The 17,057-nt window shown below is 41.1% G+C and carries 16 protein-coding genes; 8 read left to right on the top strand and 8 right to left on the bottom strand.

Annotation, left to right across the window (positions count from 1 at the left end):
• From IW510_RS17215 to IW510_RS17205, 3 genes are all read left to right on the top strand, one after another.
• On the top strand, positions 1-624 hold a 624-nt coding region (locus IW510_RS17215; protein ID WP_202061746.1), incomplete at its 5' end, for a hypothetical protein.
• Positions 625-634: 10 nt separating this feature from the next.
• On the top strand, positions 635-1,183 hold the full coding sequence (locus IW510_RS17210; RefSeq protein ID WP_202061745.1) for a hypothetical protein: 549 nt from the start codon (positions 635-637) through the stop codon (positions 1,181-1,183).
• Positions 1,184-1,322: 139 nt separating this feature from the next.
• On the top strand, positions 1,323-1,880 hold the full coding sequence (locus IW510_RS17205) for a hypothetical protein (protein WP_202061743.1): 558 nt from the start codon (positions 1,323-1,325) through the stop codon (positions 1,878-1,880).
• A 127-nt stretch (positions 1,881-2,007) separates the two neighbouring features.
• Here the strand turns inward: IW510_RS17205 and hisJ are convergent, their stop codons facing one another.
• From hisJ to serC, 6 genes are all read right to left on the bottom strand, one after another.
• On the bottom strand, positions 2,008-2,841 hold the full coding sequence (gene hisJ / locus IW510_RS17200) for a histidinol-phosphatase HisJ (RefSeq protein WP_202061742.1): 834 nt from the start codon (positions 2,839-2,841) through the stop codon (positions 2,008-2,010).
• A gap of 15 nt (positions 2,842-2,856) precedes the next feature.
• Positions 2,857-4,104 (bottom strand): glutamate-5-semialdehyde dehydrogenase, encoded by a 1,248-nt coding sequence (locus tag IW510_RS17195; RefSeq protein WP_202061741.1) that lies wholly within the window; start codon positions 4,102-4,104, stop codon positions 2,857-2,859.
• Between the two features lie 86 nt (positions 4,105-4,190).
• Positions 4,191-5,000, bottom strand: a complete 810-nt coding sequence (gene proB, locus IW510_RS17190) for a glutamate 5-kinase (protein WP_202061740.1) — start codon at positions 4,998-5,000, stop codon at positions 4,191-4,193.
• Between the two features lie 180 nt (positions 5,001-5,180).
• Complete coding sequence (locus IW510_RS17185; RefSeq protein ID WP_202061739.1) at positions 5,181-6,422, bottom strand: DUF1015 domain-containing protein; 1,242 nt, start codon at positions 6,420-6,422, stop codon at positions 5,181-5,183.
• A complete protein-coding gene (locus tag IW510_RS17180; RefSeq protein WP_202061738.1) occupies positions 6,422-7,609 on the bottom strand; it encodes a phosphoglycerate dehydrogenase in 1,188 nt (395 codons plus the stop codon). Before IW510_RS17180 ends, IW510_RS17185 begins: the two co-directional genes overlap by 1 nt.
• A gap of 1 nt (position 7,610) precedes the next feature.
• On the bottom strand, positions 7,611-8,702 hold the full coding sequence (gene serC / locus IW510_RS17175; RefSeq protein WP_202061736.1) for a 3-phosphoserine/phosphohydroxythreonine transaminase: 1,092 nt from the start codon (positions 8,700-8,702) through the stop codon (positions 7,611-7,613).
• Between the two features lie 464 nt (positions 8,703-9,166).
• Here serC and IW510_RS17170 point away from each other — a divergent pair, with 464 nt between their 5' ends.
• From IW510_RS17170 to IW510_RS17150, 5 genes are read left to right on the top strand one after another with little or no spacing between them, the layout of a single operon-like run.
• Entirely contained in the window at positions 9,167-11,530 is a 2,364-nt protein-coding gene (locus IW510_RS17170) for an RICIN domain-containing protein (protein ID WP_202061734.1), read from the top strand.
• A gap of 19 nt (positions 11,531-11,549) precedes the next feature.
• On the top strand, positions 11,550-12,185 hold the full coding sequence (locus IW510_RS17165) for a hypothetical protein (protein WP_202061732.1): 636 nt from the start codon (positions 11,550-11,552) through the stop codon (positions 12,183-12,185).
• A 52-nt stretch (positions 12,186-12,237) separates the two neighbouring features.
• Entirely contained in the window at positions 12,238-13,644 is a 1,407-nt protein-coding gene (locus IW510_RS17160; protein ID WP_202061730.1) for an MBOAT family O-acyltransferase, read from the top strand.
• Positions 13,645-13,655: 11 nt separating this feature from the next.
• Positions 13,656-15,056 (top strand): alginate O-acetyltransferase AlgX-related protein, encoded by a 1,401-nt coding sequence (locus IW510_RS17155; protein WP_202061728.1) that lies wholly within the window; start codon positions 13,656-13,658, stop codon positions 15,054-15,056.
• A 26-nt stretch (positions 15,057-15,082) separates the two neighbouring features.
• Positions 15,083-15,943, top strand: a complete 861-nt coding sequence (locus IW510_RS17150) for a hypothetical protein (protein WP_202061726.1) — start codon at positions 15,083-15,085, stop codon at positions 15,941-15,943.
• 491 nt (positions 15,944-16,434) lie between these two features.
• Here IW510_RS17150 and IW510_RS17145 read toward each other — a convergent pair whose 3' ends face one another.
• Positions 16,435-16,719, bottom strand: a complete 285-nt coding sequence (locus IW510_RS17145) for a hypothetical protein (RefSeq protein ID WP_202061724.1) — start codon at positions 16,717-16,719, stop codon at positions 16,435-16,437.
• A 19-nt stretch (positions 16,720-16,738) separates the two neighbouring features.
• Entirely contained in the window at positions 16,739-17,047 is a 309-nt protein-coding gene (locus tag IW510_RS17140; RefSeq protein ID WP_202061722.1) for a hypothetical protein, read from the bottom strand.
• Between the last annotated feature and the right edge of the window lie 10 nt (positions 17,048-17,057).

The raw sequence follows: 17,057 nt of genomic DNA, 5'->3' as shown, positions 1-17,057 counted from the left end.
CAGCGCTTATCCAAAAAGGATCACCCGGAGCTGTATGCATTATTAGATGAATATGGCGAACACCTAGCAAAAGACCGGTATACGGCTAAGGAACTGAAAATCAATCGTTATGAAGTGACGTATATTCCGGGCGGCGGTTTGTTTGGCAAGCTTGGTGATATCGTTGGGAAAATCGGAGCTGTTGATAAGCTAGTCAAGGGAATCAATGAACTAAAGATAGGGGCACAGGTCCTAGACCAAATAAAGAATGCGCCGAGCTTTGCAAGGGTAAGAGAAGTAGAGCCAGATGATATGATTCCCCAACAAGGATTAGTAACTAGTGATAGTAACAAAACGAACAATGTTGATGCTGGAAAACAAGGGAAGCATCAAGAAGGACACAAAAATAACCAACAGGAAGTAGATAAAGGAGAGTCTAAATCCACATGGATTGATGGAACGAATGGTGTGGCAGAAACACAAGAAGCTTGGGAAAAGGGTAGATGGGCTCGTGGTAGAACAGGAACTGTAAAAGAATATGATGCTGGTCGAGTAGTAGGAAGTGATGGAGAAACAACAAAAATAAAGGTTCATATAGATAAAAAAGGGAATTTACATGGATATCCAGATATACCTAGAGAGTGAGGGAAATAAAATGAAAAAAATGGATAATAATAAAAGAGCGATGTCGATTGTTGATAATAATCTATCTTTAGGTGGTCATAGCTATGTATTAATGAGATATGTACACCATGATGAATGGGACAAGTACATCACCACAAATATGGACGGCATTATTTTTGTGCCTTCTGGTGGGTTTGATTATACAAGGTGCTTTTCTTATATGTTTTTAGAGGATATTGATTTACAACATGGTTTTTTTACTTATGAAGCCACTGAAGAAATTTTAAAAAGAGGTTATATAGAGTTTATCAGTTTAAAAATTTCAGCAATTAGCCCATTTTTTTATGTAGAAAGGGCAGTGTATGTACCAAATAAAGAAGGAAAAAATTTAGATATAGCAGATTTAGAACAGTTTAAAAATATAAGGTTAGAGCAAAAGTACACTGAGCTGATAGAAAGCTTGGAAAAGGAAAATTTATGGCAAATAGATCCAGAGCAATTAAAAAAAGAACTGAAGGGTGTTCCACTAGAAGATTATGAACCGGAAGATGTGACATATCTTAGTTATCTTTTTGAATAAATAAAAAAATTGTATAGTTCAGATAATTTAAGAAAAAGAAATTTTGTATGAGATGATGCACTCCTGTTTGAGTTTTTTATTTGGCTAATCTTCTTATAGGAATTGAGTAGCTAAGACAAACCAGGAGGTCATGATATTCGTGTTAAATAAACGGCTAGATGTTATTAAGAAAAATTACTATATCAACCATAATGAGGAGCTGTACAAGGAGCAGTGTGCAAAGACACTCTACCTGCCAGATAAGTTGGTTGCATTTTGTAAAGAGCATGAGATTGAAATCAGACTGTTTTCCTCAGAAAATGGACCTTCACAAACGTGGTATTTTTATTTTAAGAAGTTTTCATTAGGAGATTTTGAATCAAACTACAGTACAGAGTTTGTTCTGTCTAAGCTGGCAGATATTTTTTTGATTAGGCATTTAATAGAAATACCACTAAAAGATCCTCAGAGATTGTTTCCAAGTATTCTTTCGGACAGTGACGAGCCTTTCTGTTTCATACAAGCAGATTTTGAAGCAATCATGAGGGAAACATTTCAAACAGAACAATCTTTTTCAAGAATGTCTATCAGTAAATCAGAGGAAGAGGTTGAAGGATTTGTAATTATGGATGATGATACTAAATATAGTTCACCAATACAGTCCTTCAGCTTAGCATTTCTGGACTTATTTGAAGAAAATCTACGAATTGATAGATAAATGTTAATCAATTAGATGGATTAATAAATGTACTTTAGAGTCTAATCAACGAGTAGAATTATCAACAAAAAATACCCGAAGCTTGTTACTTACGCTTCGGGCATTTTGTTTTCCACATGTGCATAACTTATTTATTTAACCAATGTTCGACTTTTCCGTAATCTGAGCCGATATCCTCAATAGAATGGCTATCAGAACCATAGATTAGAGGAATCCCTAATGCATGGGATTTTTCTAAAATCCAAGGCTGTGGATAACTCTGTGTATAACCTTTTTTTCGGAAGCCCGCAGTGTTTAAATCAAGGCGATAGTTTCGTTCTTTTACCTGCTGCAGCAGCTCGTCGATTAATGCAACAGTATTCGGCGAATAATCGGTTGATTCTTCGAAAAATCGTTCGAATTTTTGACATAGAGAGATGTGTCCCAAGCGCGTTGGCTTCCACTTGCCCAAATCAGCCTGCAAAGACTGTAAAACCCTTTCATAGTAAAGGGTTTGAGCATTTTTGAAAGAGCCGGAAGGGATAGTAATTCCATCTCGATACTCTTCAAAAGTATAATCAATTCCCCGCAATCCGTTTTGTCCCGGAAGAAAATGGACAGAGAGGACGCCATCATCCGTCAACGGACCATATTCGTTGAGAAAATCGGTGGTCCAATCTTCAAATTCAGGGAAGTAATCAAGCTCAAAGCCAATGTGGATAACTATTTCAGAAGCATACTTTTTTCGCAGGTTTTCCATACGTTTGAAATAGTTATCCACATCATTTAATGCCATAGAAGCAGTTGTCCACATCTCAGAATCACCACCAGCTATTTTGTTAATTGCTGGCGGTAAAGGTGCGTGCTCTGTGATGCTGTATTTGGTAAAGCCCAGCTGGATGGCTCGTTGAATTAGAAGCTCTGTATCCTCCACAGTCCCATGTGGACAATACTCGGTATGGGTATGTCCGTCATATTTCATAGAAAGGCTCCTTTTCTATTCTCTATATTGGCCATCGCCATAAACAATATATTTTGTAGAGGTCAGCTCTGCTAAGCCCATAGGTCCTCTAGCATGCAGCTTTTGTGTACTGATGCCGATTTCTGCACCAAAGCCGAAGACAAAACCGTCTGTAAAACGTGTAGAGGCGTTCGCATAAACCGCAGCAGCATCTACCTGCTGCAAGAATTGCTGCGTCGCAAAATAATTGTCGCTGATGATGCTTTCAGAATGCTTTGTGTTATAGGTGTTAATATGCGTGATAGCTTCCTCCAATGAGTCCACAACCTTGACTGCCAGAATGTAGTCCAGAAACTCTGTTTCCCAGTCTGCTTCTACAGCTGGAATTGCATCTTGGAAAATAGCAAGAGCTCGCTCATCTGCGCGCAGTTCTACGTTGTATTCTTTTAGCGCTGCTTCAATTGTTGGCAAGAAGGCTTCTGCTACATCCTTGTGGATAAGTAACGTTTCCGCAGAATTACAGACAGAAGGGCGCTGGCATTTTGCATTAACAATAATGTCTGTGGCCATTTTCAGCTGTGCATCCTTATCAATGTACACATGACAGTTTCCGGTGCCTGTTTCAATCACAGGAACGGTGGCAGTTGCCATAACTGTCTTAATCAGGTTTGCTCCTCCGCGAGGAATCAGTACGTCCAGATAGCCATTCAAGGTCATCAGCTTTTGAGCCGTTTCTCGAGAGGTATCATCTACGAATTGAATGGAAAAAGGCGACTGACCTCTGTCCTCTAACGCTTTTTGCAGAACAGAGACTAACACCTGATTTGAGTGAAAAGCTTCTTTTCCGCCTCTTAAAATCACGGCATTACCTGATTTGAAGCAAAGGCTGGCTGCATCTGTCGTTACGTTAGGACGAGATTCATAAATAATCCCGATTACCCCTAAAGGAACGCGCTGTTTTCCAATCATTAAGCCATCTTCATTTTTCCACATTTTTTCTACTTCACCGATAGGGTCCTCTAAGGAGGCTACTTGCCGAATACCATCCGCCATTGCTGTGATTCGTTCATCGGTCAGACGTAAACGATCCAGCATTGTTTCTGAAATGCCGTAATCTGCTGCTGCCGCTAAATCCTGCTCATTCGCTTTCAAGATTTCAGCAGTATGTGCTTCAACTTGCTTCGCCATATGCAGAAGCAGGTCATTTTTTGTTTTTGTATCCATCAGACCAAGGGTAAAGGAAGCAGCTTTTGCCTGTTTGCCCAGTTGTATTAAGTCAGTCATGTCCGTTTCTCCCTTCTTATTTTGAGTCACTCAACGTCTTGAAATTTTCTCATTCGAATCGTCTATACTGTTAGGTTGTTAATTGGCTAATTCTGAGGCCGTTCAATAAACAGCGTACCAATCACGTCACCTGTCAAAATATCAAAGATAATCTGAGGCTGTTTACCATTTGCCAGCACCATCATACTGTTATGTTCAAGCACTCGTTCCGCTGCTTTCAGCTTGCTATACATGCCGCCGGTACCAAAGCGACTGCCTTTTCCGCCAGCCTGAAGCAACAGATTTTCATCAATCTGATTGATTTCTGAATAAAGCTGCGCCTCTTTATTCGTCAGTGGATTATCAGAAAAGAAACCATCGATGTCAGAAAGCATAACCAGTGCATCTGCATTAATCAATTGGGTCACGATGGCAGAGAGCTGGTCATTATCGCCGAACTTTGTCAGATGGTCCAACTCATCGATAGCTACCGTGTCATTTTCGTTGATGATGGGAATAATCCCCATTAGCAGGAGCTGTTCCATCGTATTTACAACATTTCTTCGGCTTTCAGGAAATTCGATAACATCTCTCGTTAGCAGGAGCTGTCCAATTTGCTGTCCATAGACCGAAAAGCGCTGATTATAGATATTCATCAGCTCTGTCTGTCCAACAGCAGCAACTGCCTGTTGTTCGGGAATGGTTGGGGGTCGCTGATCCAGCTTCAACTTGTTCAGGCCGACGCCGATGGCTCCGGATGATACAAGGATGATTTCTTTGCCCTGATTTTTTAGATCAGTCAAAGTGAATGCCAGCTGATCGATTGCTTTCAGGTTGATATTGCCATTGGGGTAAATCAATGTGCTGGTCCCAACCTTAATGACGATCCGCTTTGCTTTTTTTAACTGTTTACGCATAATATCCCTCCGCTTATTCCCGATAAATAAACTTCTGACAGAAGTGAGTCTGTTGTTGCTATGCAACTGTCCGTCTAACTGAGTCTGCTGTTTACTTATTTTTTAGGTTCTAAGAAAGCCGGGACTATGTGTAGACATAGTTCCCAGCTTTCTGGATTGTTCTTCTATTTTACTTCTTTATTATGATTTTGTCTCTAAATCGTGCAAAAATAATCCACTGAGTAATTTCGGCTCGAACCATGTCGATTTTGGCGGCATGATTTTCCCGGCATCTGCCACATTCAAGAGGTCATCCATGGTTGTAGGATAAACAGCAAATGCTGCCCGCCATTTTCCACTGTCAACCAGCTTTTCAAGCTCTGCCATCCCACGAATTCCACCGACAAAGTCGATGCGTTTATCTGTTCGGACATCTTGAATATCAAAAATTTCCGCGAAGACATGATTTTGTAAAAGCGACACATCTAAGCCATCAACAGGATCATCTGACAGGATATGCGGTTTGGCTGTTAGTTCATACCATTGGCCGCCGAGATACATGCCAAAGCTTTTTGGCTGTGTCGGTTTGCCCTCAGCAGTTTTCGAGTAAGTGAAGTTTTTTTCCAGCTGATCGAAAAAATCATCTGTGATTGGTACATTAACTACCCGATTATAATCAAGGATTTCCAGTTCTTCCTTTGGAAAGATAACAGAGAGGAAAAAGTTAACCTCTTCCGTCTGTCCGATTCCAGGCTGTTCCTCCTTGATTTTCTTTCCAACCTTCACGGCTGATTCTGTTCGGTGATGCCCATCTGCAATATATAAAGCCGGCACCTTTGCGTCAAAGGCCGCCATCAATTCCTGTATCAAAGCCTCGTCATCGATGACCCATACTTTATGGGCGACATCGTGAAAGCTGACAAAATCATACACAGGTGTATGCTCCTGCTTCCAAGTATCCATGATTTGCTGAATATCGGCTTGTGCACGATAGGTCAGAAAAATCGGGCTGGTATTAGCATCGCAGGCTTCGATGTGACGAATTCGATCGACTTCTTTTTCCGGACGAGTGAATTCATGCTTTTTAATTTTGCCTTCTGTGTAGTCATCAATCGATGTACAGGTCACCAGGCCGGTTTGAGCCCGTCCATTCATTGTCAGCTCATAAAGGTAAAGAGCCGGTGCGGCTTCTTGCGTCAGCCATTGCTTTTGCAGGAAATCTTTTAGATTGCTCGCTGCTTTTGCATAAACCTGATCGTCATAAGGAGACAGGTCTTCAGGCAAATCAATTTCAGCCTTATCAATATGAAGGTAAGAGTAGGGATTGTCTTTTCCCAGTTCCCTTGCTTCTGCAGAATTCAATACATCGTAAGGGAGGGTTGCAACCTTATCACTCAGCTCTTCGGTTGGACGGATGCCTTTAAATGGGTGAATCTTGACCATTAATAGCTCACCGCCTCGTTGTTTTTGATTGTCCGTACTTTAATGATATTTTCAGACTGCTGGATTTTTTCAGCAACATCAGCGATTTTTTGCTCATCAGTCTCTGCAATATCCACAAGCGTATAGGCATAATCGTCGCGGCTGCGGTTAATCATTGTATCGATATTGATTCCTAAATCAGCGATGCCTGTTGAAATCTGTCCTAGCATATTTGGCACGTTCTTATGAATGATTGTGAAACGATAAGGAGAATTAAATGCCATTTCCACTGTTGGGAAGTTGACAGAACGCTTGATATTCCCAGTTTCCAAGAATTTTTTCAAGGTACGAGCCGCCATTTTAGCACAATTGATTTCTGCCTCTTCTGTAGAAGCGCCTAAATGGGGTAATACCATGATTTTATCGTTATGCAGCAGACGCTCGTCGGCGAAGTCTGTCACGAAATTGCTGATTTTCCCTTCATTGATGGCTTCAACTACAGCATCAGTATCGATTAACTCACCTCGTGCAAAGTTCAGCAACACAGCTGTTTCTTTCATCTTTGCCAGCTCGTCTTTTCCAATTAGGTGATGTGTATTTTCAGTCAACGGTACATGAACCGTAATGAAATCACAGTTCGTAAATATCTCATCCATACTTTGTGCCCGTTTGACACGTCGAGAAATACTCCATGCAGTATCAACAGAAACAAATGGATCATAGCCGGTTACATCCATTCCCAGACGGTAGGCATCATTGGCAACCATGGCGCCAATTGCACCTAAGCCGATAACGCCCAAGCGTTTGCCTTCCAGCTCAGTGCCGGCAAATTGTTTCTTTTCCGCTTCTGCCTGACTTTCGATATCAGGACCAGACAGGGTCTGTACCCAGTTTGCGCCTTTCAATACAGGGCGAACGGATAGCAATAAGCAGGCAACAACTAGTTCTTTTACTGCATTGGCATTGGCACCAGGTGTATTGAATACAACAATCCCATTTTCGGTACATTTCTGTACAGGGATATTGTTTGTTCCGGCGCCGGCACGTGCTACACCAAGAACAGAAGCAGGGAAGTCATAGGCATGAAGCTTTTCGCTGCGTAAAACAATTCCGGCAGGTGTATCGGTTTGATCGACAGAGAAGTGCGGGTCATTGAATCGTGCAAGACCTTCTGGTGCAATCGCGTTAAATGTTTTGATATCGAACATATTAGTTGTTTCCTCCATTTTCTGCTTCGAATTTTTTCATGAATGCGACAAGGGCTTCTACACCCTCTCTTGGAAAGGCATTGTAAAGACTCGCGCGCATACCGCCGACAGAGCGATGCCCTTTAAGGTTTTCAAATCCTTCATTGACTGCTTCTGCATTGAACTTCTTGTCCAGCTCATCACTTCCGGTTACAAAAGGAATATTGTTGATGGAGCGGAAATCAGGCGCAACAGGAGATGAAAACAGAGCGGACTGTTCGATTTCATTATATAAAAGCTGTGCTTTTTCTGTATTCAGTTTTTCCATCTGAGCGACACCGCCCAATTCTTTAATCCATTCAAATACTAATTTTGCCATATAAATGGCAAAGGTTGGCGGTGTGTTATATAAAGAATCATTTTTCGCCTGGATATCATAATCCAGCATAGCACTTAATACATCTGTCTGACCAATCAGATCCTCACGGACGATGACAACGGTTAAGCCGGCAGGTCCGATATTCTTTTGCGCTCCGGCGTAAATCAAGCCGAAATCTGCGACATTGTAGTTGATAGATAAGATATTCGAAGACATATCTGCTACTAACGGCACATTCCCTGTATCCGGCAGTTCATAGAAGCAGGTTCCTTCTATTGTATTGTTAGTCGTGATATGAACATATGCCGCATCCTGTGGAATATCTTCTTTCTTTATTTCAGGTATATATGTGAAGTTCTTGTCTTCGCTGGATGCAATGACCTCCACTTCAACGTTATCGATTTTTTTTGCTTCACTGATGGCCTTTTTAGACCAAGAGCCAGTGTTGACATAGAGTGCTTTTTTGTTTTGTGCCAGATTCAGTGGAATCATGGTGAACTGAAGGCTTGCTCCGCCTTGTAAAAACAGCACCTTATAGTTATCGGGAATATTCATCAGTTCTCTCAATAAAGCTTCGGCTTCTTGGATGATTGCTTCAAACAAGGAGGAACGATGGCTCAACTCCATTACGGACATACCGCTGTTTTGGTAATTCACTAACTCCGATTGTGCTTTCTCCAAAACACTTTTTGGTAAGATAGCTGGGCCGGCTGAAAAATTGTACACTGTTTTCATACGTTTCTCTCCTTTAGTTTTTGGTTTCTTCCATTTTAAAGAGTCCACGCTCCCGATTTCTGATTTTTTCTTTATACCAGAGGGAACATTTTTCTTCTTTGCTTAGCCTCTAAGCAATATTAAATGTGAAAACCATTATAACAGAAAGCCAACATTAAAAAAAGATTAAAAATGAAATGAATGCGTTCTTTTTGAATATTCCGAAAAATGAACGTATAATTTTACTAATTGATGTCTATTTTTATCTTTTCCAGAAAGCTGATAGGCTTGGAATAACGATATAATTATTTCAATAAAAAAACCTCATGTTATTTTAATAAAATAATGCGTTTTCAATGTTCCTTTTTTGCGTGAAAATGCTCTTTTCGGCTGTTGCAATCTAGTATTTTAGTCGGTATTATTATATATGTAGGGAACTGTTCTTTTTTTGGTTTAAGTTTATTAAAATTTTGGGAGTGTTTAAAGTGAAAAAAAAGTTAGTGTATATGCTGTTGAGTGCAACACTGTTGGCCAGTTATGGAGGCCCCATGTTGGCTCACGGAACAGAGACAATAGACAGCTCGTCTCTTATTCAAAAGACAGATGAAGAAATCAAACCGCAAGTAGAATCAGAAACTCCGAATGAAGGAACAGAGGACTCCAAGAGTGAAGAAGTGGAGAAGGAGTCATCTAATCAAGAAGATCAGACGAAAGAAAGCCAGACAGAAGCCTCTGAGACTGAGGAAACAGACAAGGCTGAAGAGAAGCCTGTTGAAGCAGGATTAGAACTATTTTCAGCAACAGCTGTTCAACGTGGCACGTATAACATCTACTCAGCTGGAAATTCTGCTGCAATGATGAGCGTTGTTGGCGGATCGAAAAGTAATTCAGCACAAATGGAACTGAATAAACAAATGTATCATGGTCGAAGTCAATTTGAGCTTATTCCTGTAGATGGCACTTGGTTTGTTATTAAGAATGTCAACTCCGGTTTGGTACTGGATGTACAGAATGGTTCGAAAGCAAATCGTGTACCGATTCAACAATATAAACAAAACAATTCGGATGCGCAGAAATGGCAGCTTGTAGACGCTGGCAGCGGGTATTACTATATTCAATCAAAATTAGGCACAGTATTGGATTGTACGGATGGCAATACAGGAATTGGTACGAAGCTCCAGACCTTTGCCTTAAATCGGACAAATGCACAGAAATGGCGTCTTGACGGCAATGTTGATCCTGCATTAAAAGAGGTGACAGCCGGTACCTATCAGATTACAGGGTCTGGAACGGATAAAGTCCTTTCTTTAAATGGTATGACAAGTACAAATAGAGAGAAAGTACTATTGTATTCTTCTTCCTATAGTGGAGCAAATGAATTTGTCGTAGAAAAAACTTCAGATAATTGGTACTACATCGTTAACCGTCATTCTAAAAAAGTATTGGACATCGCTGATGGCAATGCAGGAAACGGGGCGCAAATTCAACAATTTGATAAAAATGGCTCAGATGCACAGAAATTCCGGTTTATCGATGCCGGCGGAGGTTATGTGTATATTCAATCGAAGCTGGGAACTGTTCTTGATAGAGCCAATGGTGCAAGTGCAGAAGGAACAAAGATTCAGACCTATGCACTGAATCATACTGCAGCACAAAAATGGCTGTTTGAAGCACCAAAAGCACCTAAAACGGTTGCTGTACAAAATGGTGTGCGTTACTTTATCTCATCGAACATCAATACAAATCGTGTGTTGGAAGTATCGAATGGAAGCACCGCTGAGCGTGGAAATGTACAGTTATGGTCAGAGAATGCGGCGAAACAACAGAAGTTTATTGTAGAAGCTGCAGGCGACGGCTGGTATAAGCTGGTTAATGAAAAATCAGGAAAAGTTCTTGATGTGGCAAATGCCAGCACAGCAAATAAGGCCAACGTCCAACAGTTCACATGGAATAACTCGGATGCACAAAAATTCCGCTTTATTGATGCAGGCAGCGGCTTAACTTATATTCAAAGTAAGCTAGGCAGTTACCTTGATGTTGATAACGGACAAAATAAAGAAGGTGCGAATATTCAAATGTACCGATTCAATCGTACGAATTCACAAAAATTCCGTTTGGATGCATTGAACAAGACAAACTATATTCGTACAACCATCTTAAGCAGTACAACGGCGAGAGTAACTGTTTTTAATTCAAGTGTCAATGCTTCTTCTATGAAATTCCCAACATGGAGCGAGACAAAAGGTCAAGATGATATTAAATGGCTGAACGGCAGCAAGAGCTACGATGGTTCATGGACTGTTGTTGTAAACAGTGTGGATTTCCGTGATGGCGGGAAGTTCAATACACACGTGTATGCGAACGGTACGGCAGGTCTGGGAACGACTTCTTATACACTACAGAAAAATCGTACAGCATTGCAGCAATCTGCTTACAATGTGTTGAACCAAGTCGGCTGGGATTTGAAGAAGGCGTTCGACTGGACTAGAAATACGATTGGCTATCAAGACAGCAGCTATCCTGCAGCAAATGCCGGTGCAGCTTTTGCCAATGAACATGCGAGTAAAGGTTTTAACCAGCGAAAAGGAAATTGTTATACGTATGCCAGTACCTTCTATTATCTAGCAAAAGAGCTAGGCTATGATGCCCATGTAGTGGTTGGTTCTGTTGTGCAGCGTAATGGCAGCTTAGGTCCCCATGGTTGGGTAGAGATTGATATAAACGGAGCGACGTATGTATTCGATGCGGAGCTGGGTCGTCCGGCATATGGTAATAAATATCCATATTACTATATTACGTATAATACGGCAGGTGCTGTTCAATATAGAAATTACCGTCGAATTAATTAAAAGGGAGTCAGCGAATCGAATGAAAAAGAAACGATTAGGTCTTTTGGGCATAACAATTTTGTGTGTGAGTCTGCTTACGCTGACTGCTTGTCGGTCAAATAAGGATGAGGACAGCACTGCTGCCTCATCCTCTACATCAGCTTCTACTGCCAGTCAAGCTTCTAAAGAGTCTGGATCGGAATCGAAAGAAGCCCCGGCTCAGACGCTAACTGAAAAGGAAAAGAAGGAACTGAAGGTCATCGGAACAAAAACCGGAGCTAAGAATGAGTACGATGTAGTTCTCAGCAACCAAACCGGAGCTGCACTCGAGAAAATGGCAGTTAAAGATATTACTGTCTCTGAGTTTGAGGGTAATCTGTTGGAAAAGGCAGCACCCTTTGAGAATGAAGAGCAAGGGGTGTTGTATTTCACACCAACCTCAGAGGAAACAACGGATTCTAGTGAGGACCCGGAAGCTTGGGCGGTTGTCTCAGGCTATGATCTTTCCTTTGCAACGAAAGATGGACAGACATACATTCTTCATAGCTTTCCTTTTGAGGATGCGAAAGAAGTAACACTGCGTATTGATGGAAATATTGCTTATATTGACTATGTCAGTACAACGACCGGGGATTCAATCAGTACGCTTGAGATGGAAAAAGCGTTGAATGAGTAAACATAAGTGAGTGAAAATAACGTGTTAAGAAGTGTTAGAGGGGAAGACAACGATGGTTTTTAGTTCAATGACATTTTTATGTGTCTTTTTACCGGTTCTATTTATGCTGTACTATGCAGTAAAGGGTACCAAGCTCCGTAATTTTCTATTGATTGCGGCAAGTCTTCTATTTTATGCTTACGGCGAACCGGTCTATATCATACTGATGATTATCAGTACAATGTTCAATTATCTTTTTGGGCTTATGCTAAGCACTGAAAAGGAGAGGCAGCGTAAGCTGGTCCTCTTCTTTTCTGTCTTTATTAATTTGGGGCTTTTAGGAGTGTTCAAATACACAGACATGCTTGTGGAAACACTCAATACATTGGCTGGAACAGCCTTTCAGGCACCGGGAATCACGTTGCCGATAGGTATTTCCTTTTATACATTTCAGGCGATGTCTTATGTCATTGATGTGTATCGTAGAGAGGTGCAGGTACAGAAGAACTATTTCAATATTCTATTATATGTATCCTTCTTCCCGCAGCTGATTGCCGGGCCGATTGTAAAGTATCATGACGTACAGGAGCAAATTAATCAGCGTCATGCTGATCCTGAACGGATTGCTAAGGGGATGCGACGATTTATCCTTGGTTTGTCGAAAAAGGTATTGATATCCAATACAGTGGCAGCCGCAGCAGATGCCGTGTTTGGTTTTGCCTTGGGAGATATTAATATTCTCTCTGCTTGGATTGGTGCAATTGCTTATGCGCTGCAAATTTATTTTGATTTCAGCGGCTATAGTGATATGGCCATTGGATTAGGGCACATGTTCGGGTTCCACTTTTTGGAAAACTTTGATTATCCGTATGTTTCACGATCAATCAAAGAATTTTGGCGCAGATGGCATATTTCGCTCTCTACTTGGTTCAAAGAGTATCTGTATTATCCTTTAGGCGGTAATCGTAAAGGAAAAGCACGGACAGTCATCAATAAATGGATTGTGTTTTTCTCTACAGGTCTATGGCATGGTGCCAGTTGGACTTTTGTGGCATGGGGATTGTGGCATGGTTTGTTCCAGATGATTGAAGAATTTCTGCCTCTGAAGAAGCTTCCAAGAGTATTAGGACATATTTATGCTTTGTTAGTGGTTATTGTAGGTTTCGTTCTGTTCCGTGCAGACAGCTTTGAGCAAGGGCTGCATGTGATTAGTCAAATGTTTACCGGCTTCCATTTTAGCGAGATGCAGCAGATGTTGGCATTCGAGCAGCTGACACCAGTTTTTCTTCTAATGGCAGGCTTAGGACTTATCATCAGTATGCCTGTGCTGCCGCAGCTGCAAATGCGAATCGTACCGGGAAGTACGTTGGAAAAGGCGATTATTCCCTTAACCTATATCGGTTCAATTGCTCTGCTGCTTTTATGTGTGCTCAGCCTATCCGGCGGTACATATAATCCATTTATTTACTTTAGATTTTAGGAGGACAGTAAGTGAAAAAGAATACGTATGCTGTAGTATATCTTGTGTTGATTTTCATGATTTTACTGGTTCCTTTTGCCGGTATGACCTTTTGGGCAACCAATGAAACAGCAGAAAAAACAGAGTTGGCAGAATGGCCGAAGCTGACTGTAAAAGGAAAATGGAACGAGCAGTATCTTCAAGAAATGGGCACCTATTTTGAAGAACATTTTGCCTTTAGAGAAAAAATGGTTACCGCGAATGCGGTCATTCGCAGCAAGACAGTCGGAAGTGCTGTACTGGATCGAGTGATTGTCGGAGAGAATGATTGGCTCTATTTCAAAGGAACATTGCCTGATTATCTTGGAAAAGACCAACTGACGGATCGCCAGCTGTTCATGACTGTCAAGAACTTGAAAATCATGCAGGACTACACTACCGCTCGAGGCGCACAGTTTCTATTTATCTCTCCATTCAATAAAAATACGGTTTATGACGAGAATATGCCGGACAGATATTTGAAAGCAGAGGAAAATAATCTGGCTCGACTTGAGCCGCTTTTGACAGAGTATGAAGTGAATTATCTTGATTTAAAAGCACCATTTGAAGAACAGGATAAGCCACTGTATTTTGCCAGAGACACACATTGGAACAATGAGGGGGCTTTGTTGGCTTATCAATTGATTATGAGCTATTTCAATTTACCTCATGAGAGCTACTTAAACGTTCCGGCAGAAGAAAGAACCGATCATGTTGGTGATATTGATGAGATGCTTTATCCAACCGCTCCTACGAAGGAAAGTAATAAGTATTATCCTCATAGCTATACAACAGTTGGAGACTTTACAGATAATATGGATGCATGGATTGAAACGACTCGTCCTGAAAAAGGCAACCGTCTGTTAATGTATCGAGATTCCTTCGGGGAAAGCTTGTTGCCGTTTATGGCCGATGAGTTTGCGCAGGGATACTTCTCTCGCTATGTACCGTACAATTTATTGCAGGTTGATCAGTATCAGCCAACACACGTCGTAGTGGAACGGGCGGAAAGAACATTAGGTAATCTGTTGACGGATATCCCAATCATGACAGCACCGATTGTTCCGATGGTTAGTGGTGAAGCGGTAGAAACGACGACAGATTTTTCAGTAAAAAAAGACAATGACTATTACTATATTGAGGGTGCTGTTGATTCGAAGTACCTGAAGGACAATACAGAAATCTATGTATCTGTTCATGATAATGCTTTGGGAACGACGGTTAGCTACCAGCCCTTCTATGTTTCGCAGGAGGATGGTGATGGTTCAGGGTATCAGCTGTACCTAGTAGATGGTCAGCTGCCTGAAAATCTTCGTATAGAAATTCTCACTATGACAGACGGGCAAACCTCTGTCGTTTATGCAACAGATTTGATGAAAAACACGATACAATAAAACACACACCTTTGGAGGGAAAACAAATGAAAAAGATGATGCAAATTTTAACACTATCAGCTTGTGTATTGGGCATGGCGGCTTGCGGCAATAACAAAGAGGATGCGGCGGCGAAGGACAGCAGTGAAACAACTACTACCAGCAGTTCGACAACGACAACTAGCAGCTCTGTAGAAAAGGAATACAAAACAGTAGGCGTGAAGTCAGATACAGCTCTGGAAACATTGGTTAAAAACAATACTGGAAAAGAAATCAAAGCGGTAGCAATCAAAGCAGAAGAGCAAGCGGAGTATCCTGCTAATATGATGGCTGAAAATGATACCATCAAAAATGAAGACACGGTAGAGCTTTTCTACACACCGGAAAACAAAGATGAACAGAAAAAATATTTGATGCAGGTAACCTTTGCAGATGATACAGTGAAGGAAATCCGTGACCTTGATTTTGCGGCTGTGGCTGAAGACTCTGAGGTTGAATTGAATTTTGCTGATGATGTTGCTTTCCTGAAATATAAAAACAAGGATGGCGTAATGGTCGATACGAAGGAAACAGAAGTAGCTGCCAAGAACCAAAAAGAGCAAGAAGCGGCACAGGCTCAAGCAACAGATGCTCAAGCCCAAGCGGATGCAACAGCAGCGGCGGCAGCACAGGAACAGGCAGCCATTGACGCAGCGGCGGCAGCAAATGCCCAAGCAGATGCAAATGCGGCAGCAGCTCAGGCACAAGCCGACGCAAACGCAGCGGCAGCAGCTCAAGCCCAGGCTCAAGCAGCAGCAGATGCTGCGGCACAACAACAGCAACAACAGCAACAACAACAACAACCAACACCGGCGCCTACACCGGCACCAACGCCAGATCAAGGAACAGATGGCTGTTTGGATTTATAGAATGAAACGATTTGAAAGAGGTTGAGATTTTTCAACCTCTTTTTATTTGGTAAAGGTGTCATAAAGTTTTTGAGAGAAAAGTTCTGTGTGCTTGAGGTTACGCATACTATTCGACTAATGCAATAGACAATTCGAACCGACATAGCTTTTCCAGCTGTATTCTATATGGAGAAGGAATGAAAAAAGAGTTAATGGAAAATTAGCAGTTTTGCTACAGTTCAATCATAAATTATTCATAATTGGCGACTAGAATAAGAATCAAATAAAAGACTTTTCTTCAATTTCATTTTTCTCCTAAAACGGCTGAAAACCTCCTCCGGTTTTCAGCCTTGTGTGTGTAAATAAGCAAAAAGCACTTCGATATTGCCTATCGGGGTGCTTTTTAGTGTTATTCTTTTTTGATTTAGCCTTGTACAGCAACAAGCAAACCATTTGAGGTAATGATTTTATATTTCTTTATCGAGACAGGAAAACTATTAGTACGCGATTACTTATATCGATTGAATTTTTGAAGCCTGCTGTGTTAATGCCTCTTTTACTTTTTTACCTGTTTGTCCTTTTAGAGAGGTGCCTAGATTACTTGACAAACTCTCTAAAGAACTTTTCAATTCATCTATGTATGTATCAGTAATTGATTGTACATCTTGTTCTCTCGACGTGTGGTCCATGAGTGCAGCTGAACCTACGAAAGAACGAATATTATTTTTTTGTCTCGCTTTCCTAAGCTCCTTTAGTCCAGCTTCGTCAAGAATTTCATCTGTGAATATCTCTGCCATGTCTTCTAAAATACTCCCTTTAGTGTTCTAAATTACGTAGTTCCTTTTTATAGTTCTGCTCTAACTCTTCCATCTCATTCATTATTCTTTTTCTTTCCTGATGAAATCGATCCTCTAATTCTAACGATTCATTTTGAAAATTACGATAAGCTTCAGATAAGGCTTCACGACCATAAGGAAGTTTTCCAGCCCAATACTCCGTCTCTTTGATATAGTCATCCATTTCTTGAAATACCTTTGTTTTGTTCCTTGCCAACTGGTCTTCTTTTTCCTCGCATATGCGCAATTCTTTCGTATACTCCAGCTTTAGTTCTTCTTCTTTATCCATTTTTAACGTA

It is taken from the genome of Enterococcus sp. BWR-S5 (genome assembly GCF_016745255.1).
Lineage (GTDB): Bacteria > Bacillota > Bacilli > Lactobacillales > Enterococcaceae > Enterococcus_L.
Note: the sequence above shows the minus strand (reverse complement) of the source record. Positions and strands in the feature narration are given on the sequence as shown.

What these genes read in the sequence shown, in the direction of transcription:
- IW510_RS17210 (WP_202061745.1), top strand. Translation starts at nt 635, where the DNA reads ATGAAAAAAATGGATAATAATAAAAGAGCGATGTCGATTGTTGATAAT.
- hisJ (WP_202061742.1), bottom strand. Translation starts at nt 2,841, where the DNA reads ATGAAATATGACGGACATACCCATACCGAGTATTGTCCACATGGGACT.
- IW510_RS17195 (WP_202061741.1), bottom strand. Translation starts at nt 4,104, where the DNA reads ATGACTGACTTAATACAACTGGGCAAACAGGCAAAAGCTGCTTCCTTT.
- proB (WP_202061740.1), bottom strand. Translation starts at nt 5,000, where the DNA reads ATGCGTAAACAGTTAAAAAAAGCAAAGCGGATCGTCATTAAGGTTGGG.
- IW510_RS17185 (WP_202061739.1), bottom strand. Translation starts at nt 6,422, where the DNA reads ATGGTCAAGATTCACCCATTTAAAGGCATCCGTCCAACCGAAGAGCTG.
- IW510_RS17180 (WP_202061738.1), bottom strand. Translation starts at nt 7,609, where the DNA reads ATGTTCGATATCAAAACATTTAACGCGATTGCACCAGAAGGTCTTGCA.
- serC (WP_202061736.1), bottom strand. Translation starts at nt 8,702, where the DNA reads ATGAAAACAGTGTACAATTTTTCAGCCGGCCCAGCTATCTTACCAAAA.
- IW510_RS17165 (WP_202061732.1), top strand. Translation starts at nt 11,550, where the DNA reads ATGAAAAAGAAACGATTAGGTCTTTTGGGCATAACAATTTTGTGTGTG.
- IW510_RS17160 (WP_202061730.1), top strand. Translation starts at nt 12,238, where the DNA reads ATGGTTTTTAGTTCAATGACATTTTTATGTGTCTTTTTACCGGTTCTA.
- IW510_RS17150 (WP_202061726.1), top strand. Translation starts at nt 15,083, where the DNA reads ATGAAAAAGATGATGCAAATTTTAACACTATCAGCTTGTGTATTGGGC.
- IW510_RS17145 (WP_202061724.1), bottom strand. Translation starts at nt 16,719, where the DNA reads ATGGCAGAGATATTCACAGATGAAATTCTTGACGAAGCTGGACTAAAG.
- IW510_RS17140 (WP_202061722.1), bottom strand. Translation starts at nt 17,047, where the DNA reads ATGGATAAAGAAGAAGAACTAAAGCTGGAGTATACGAAAGAATTGCGC.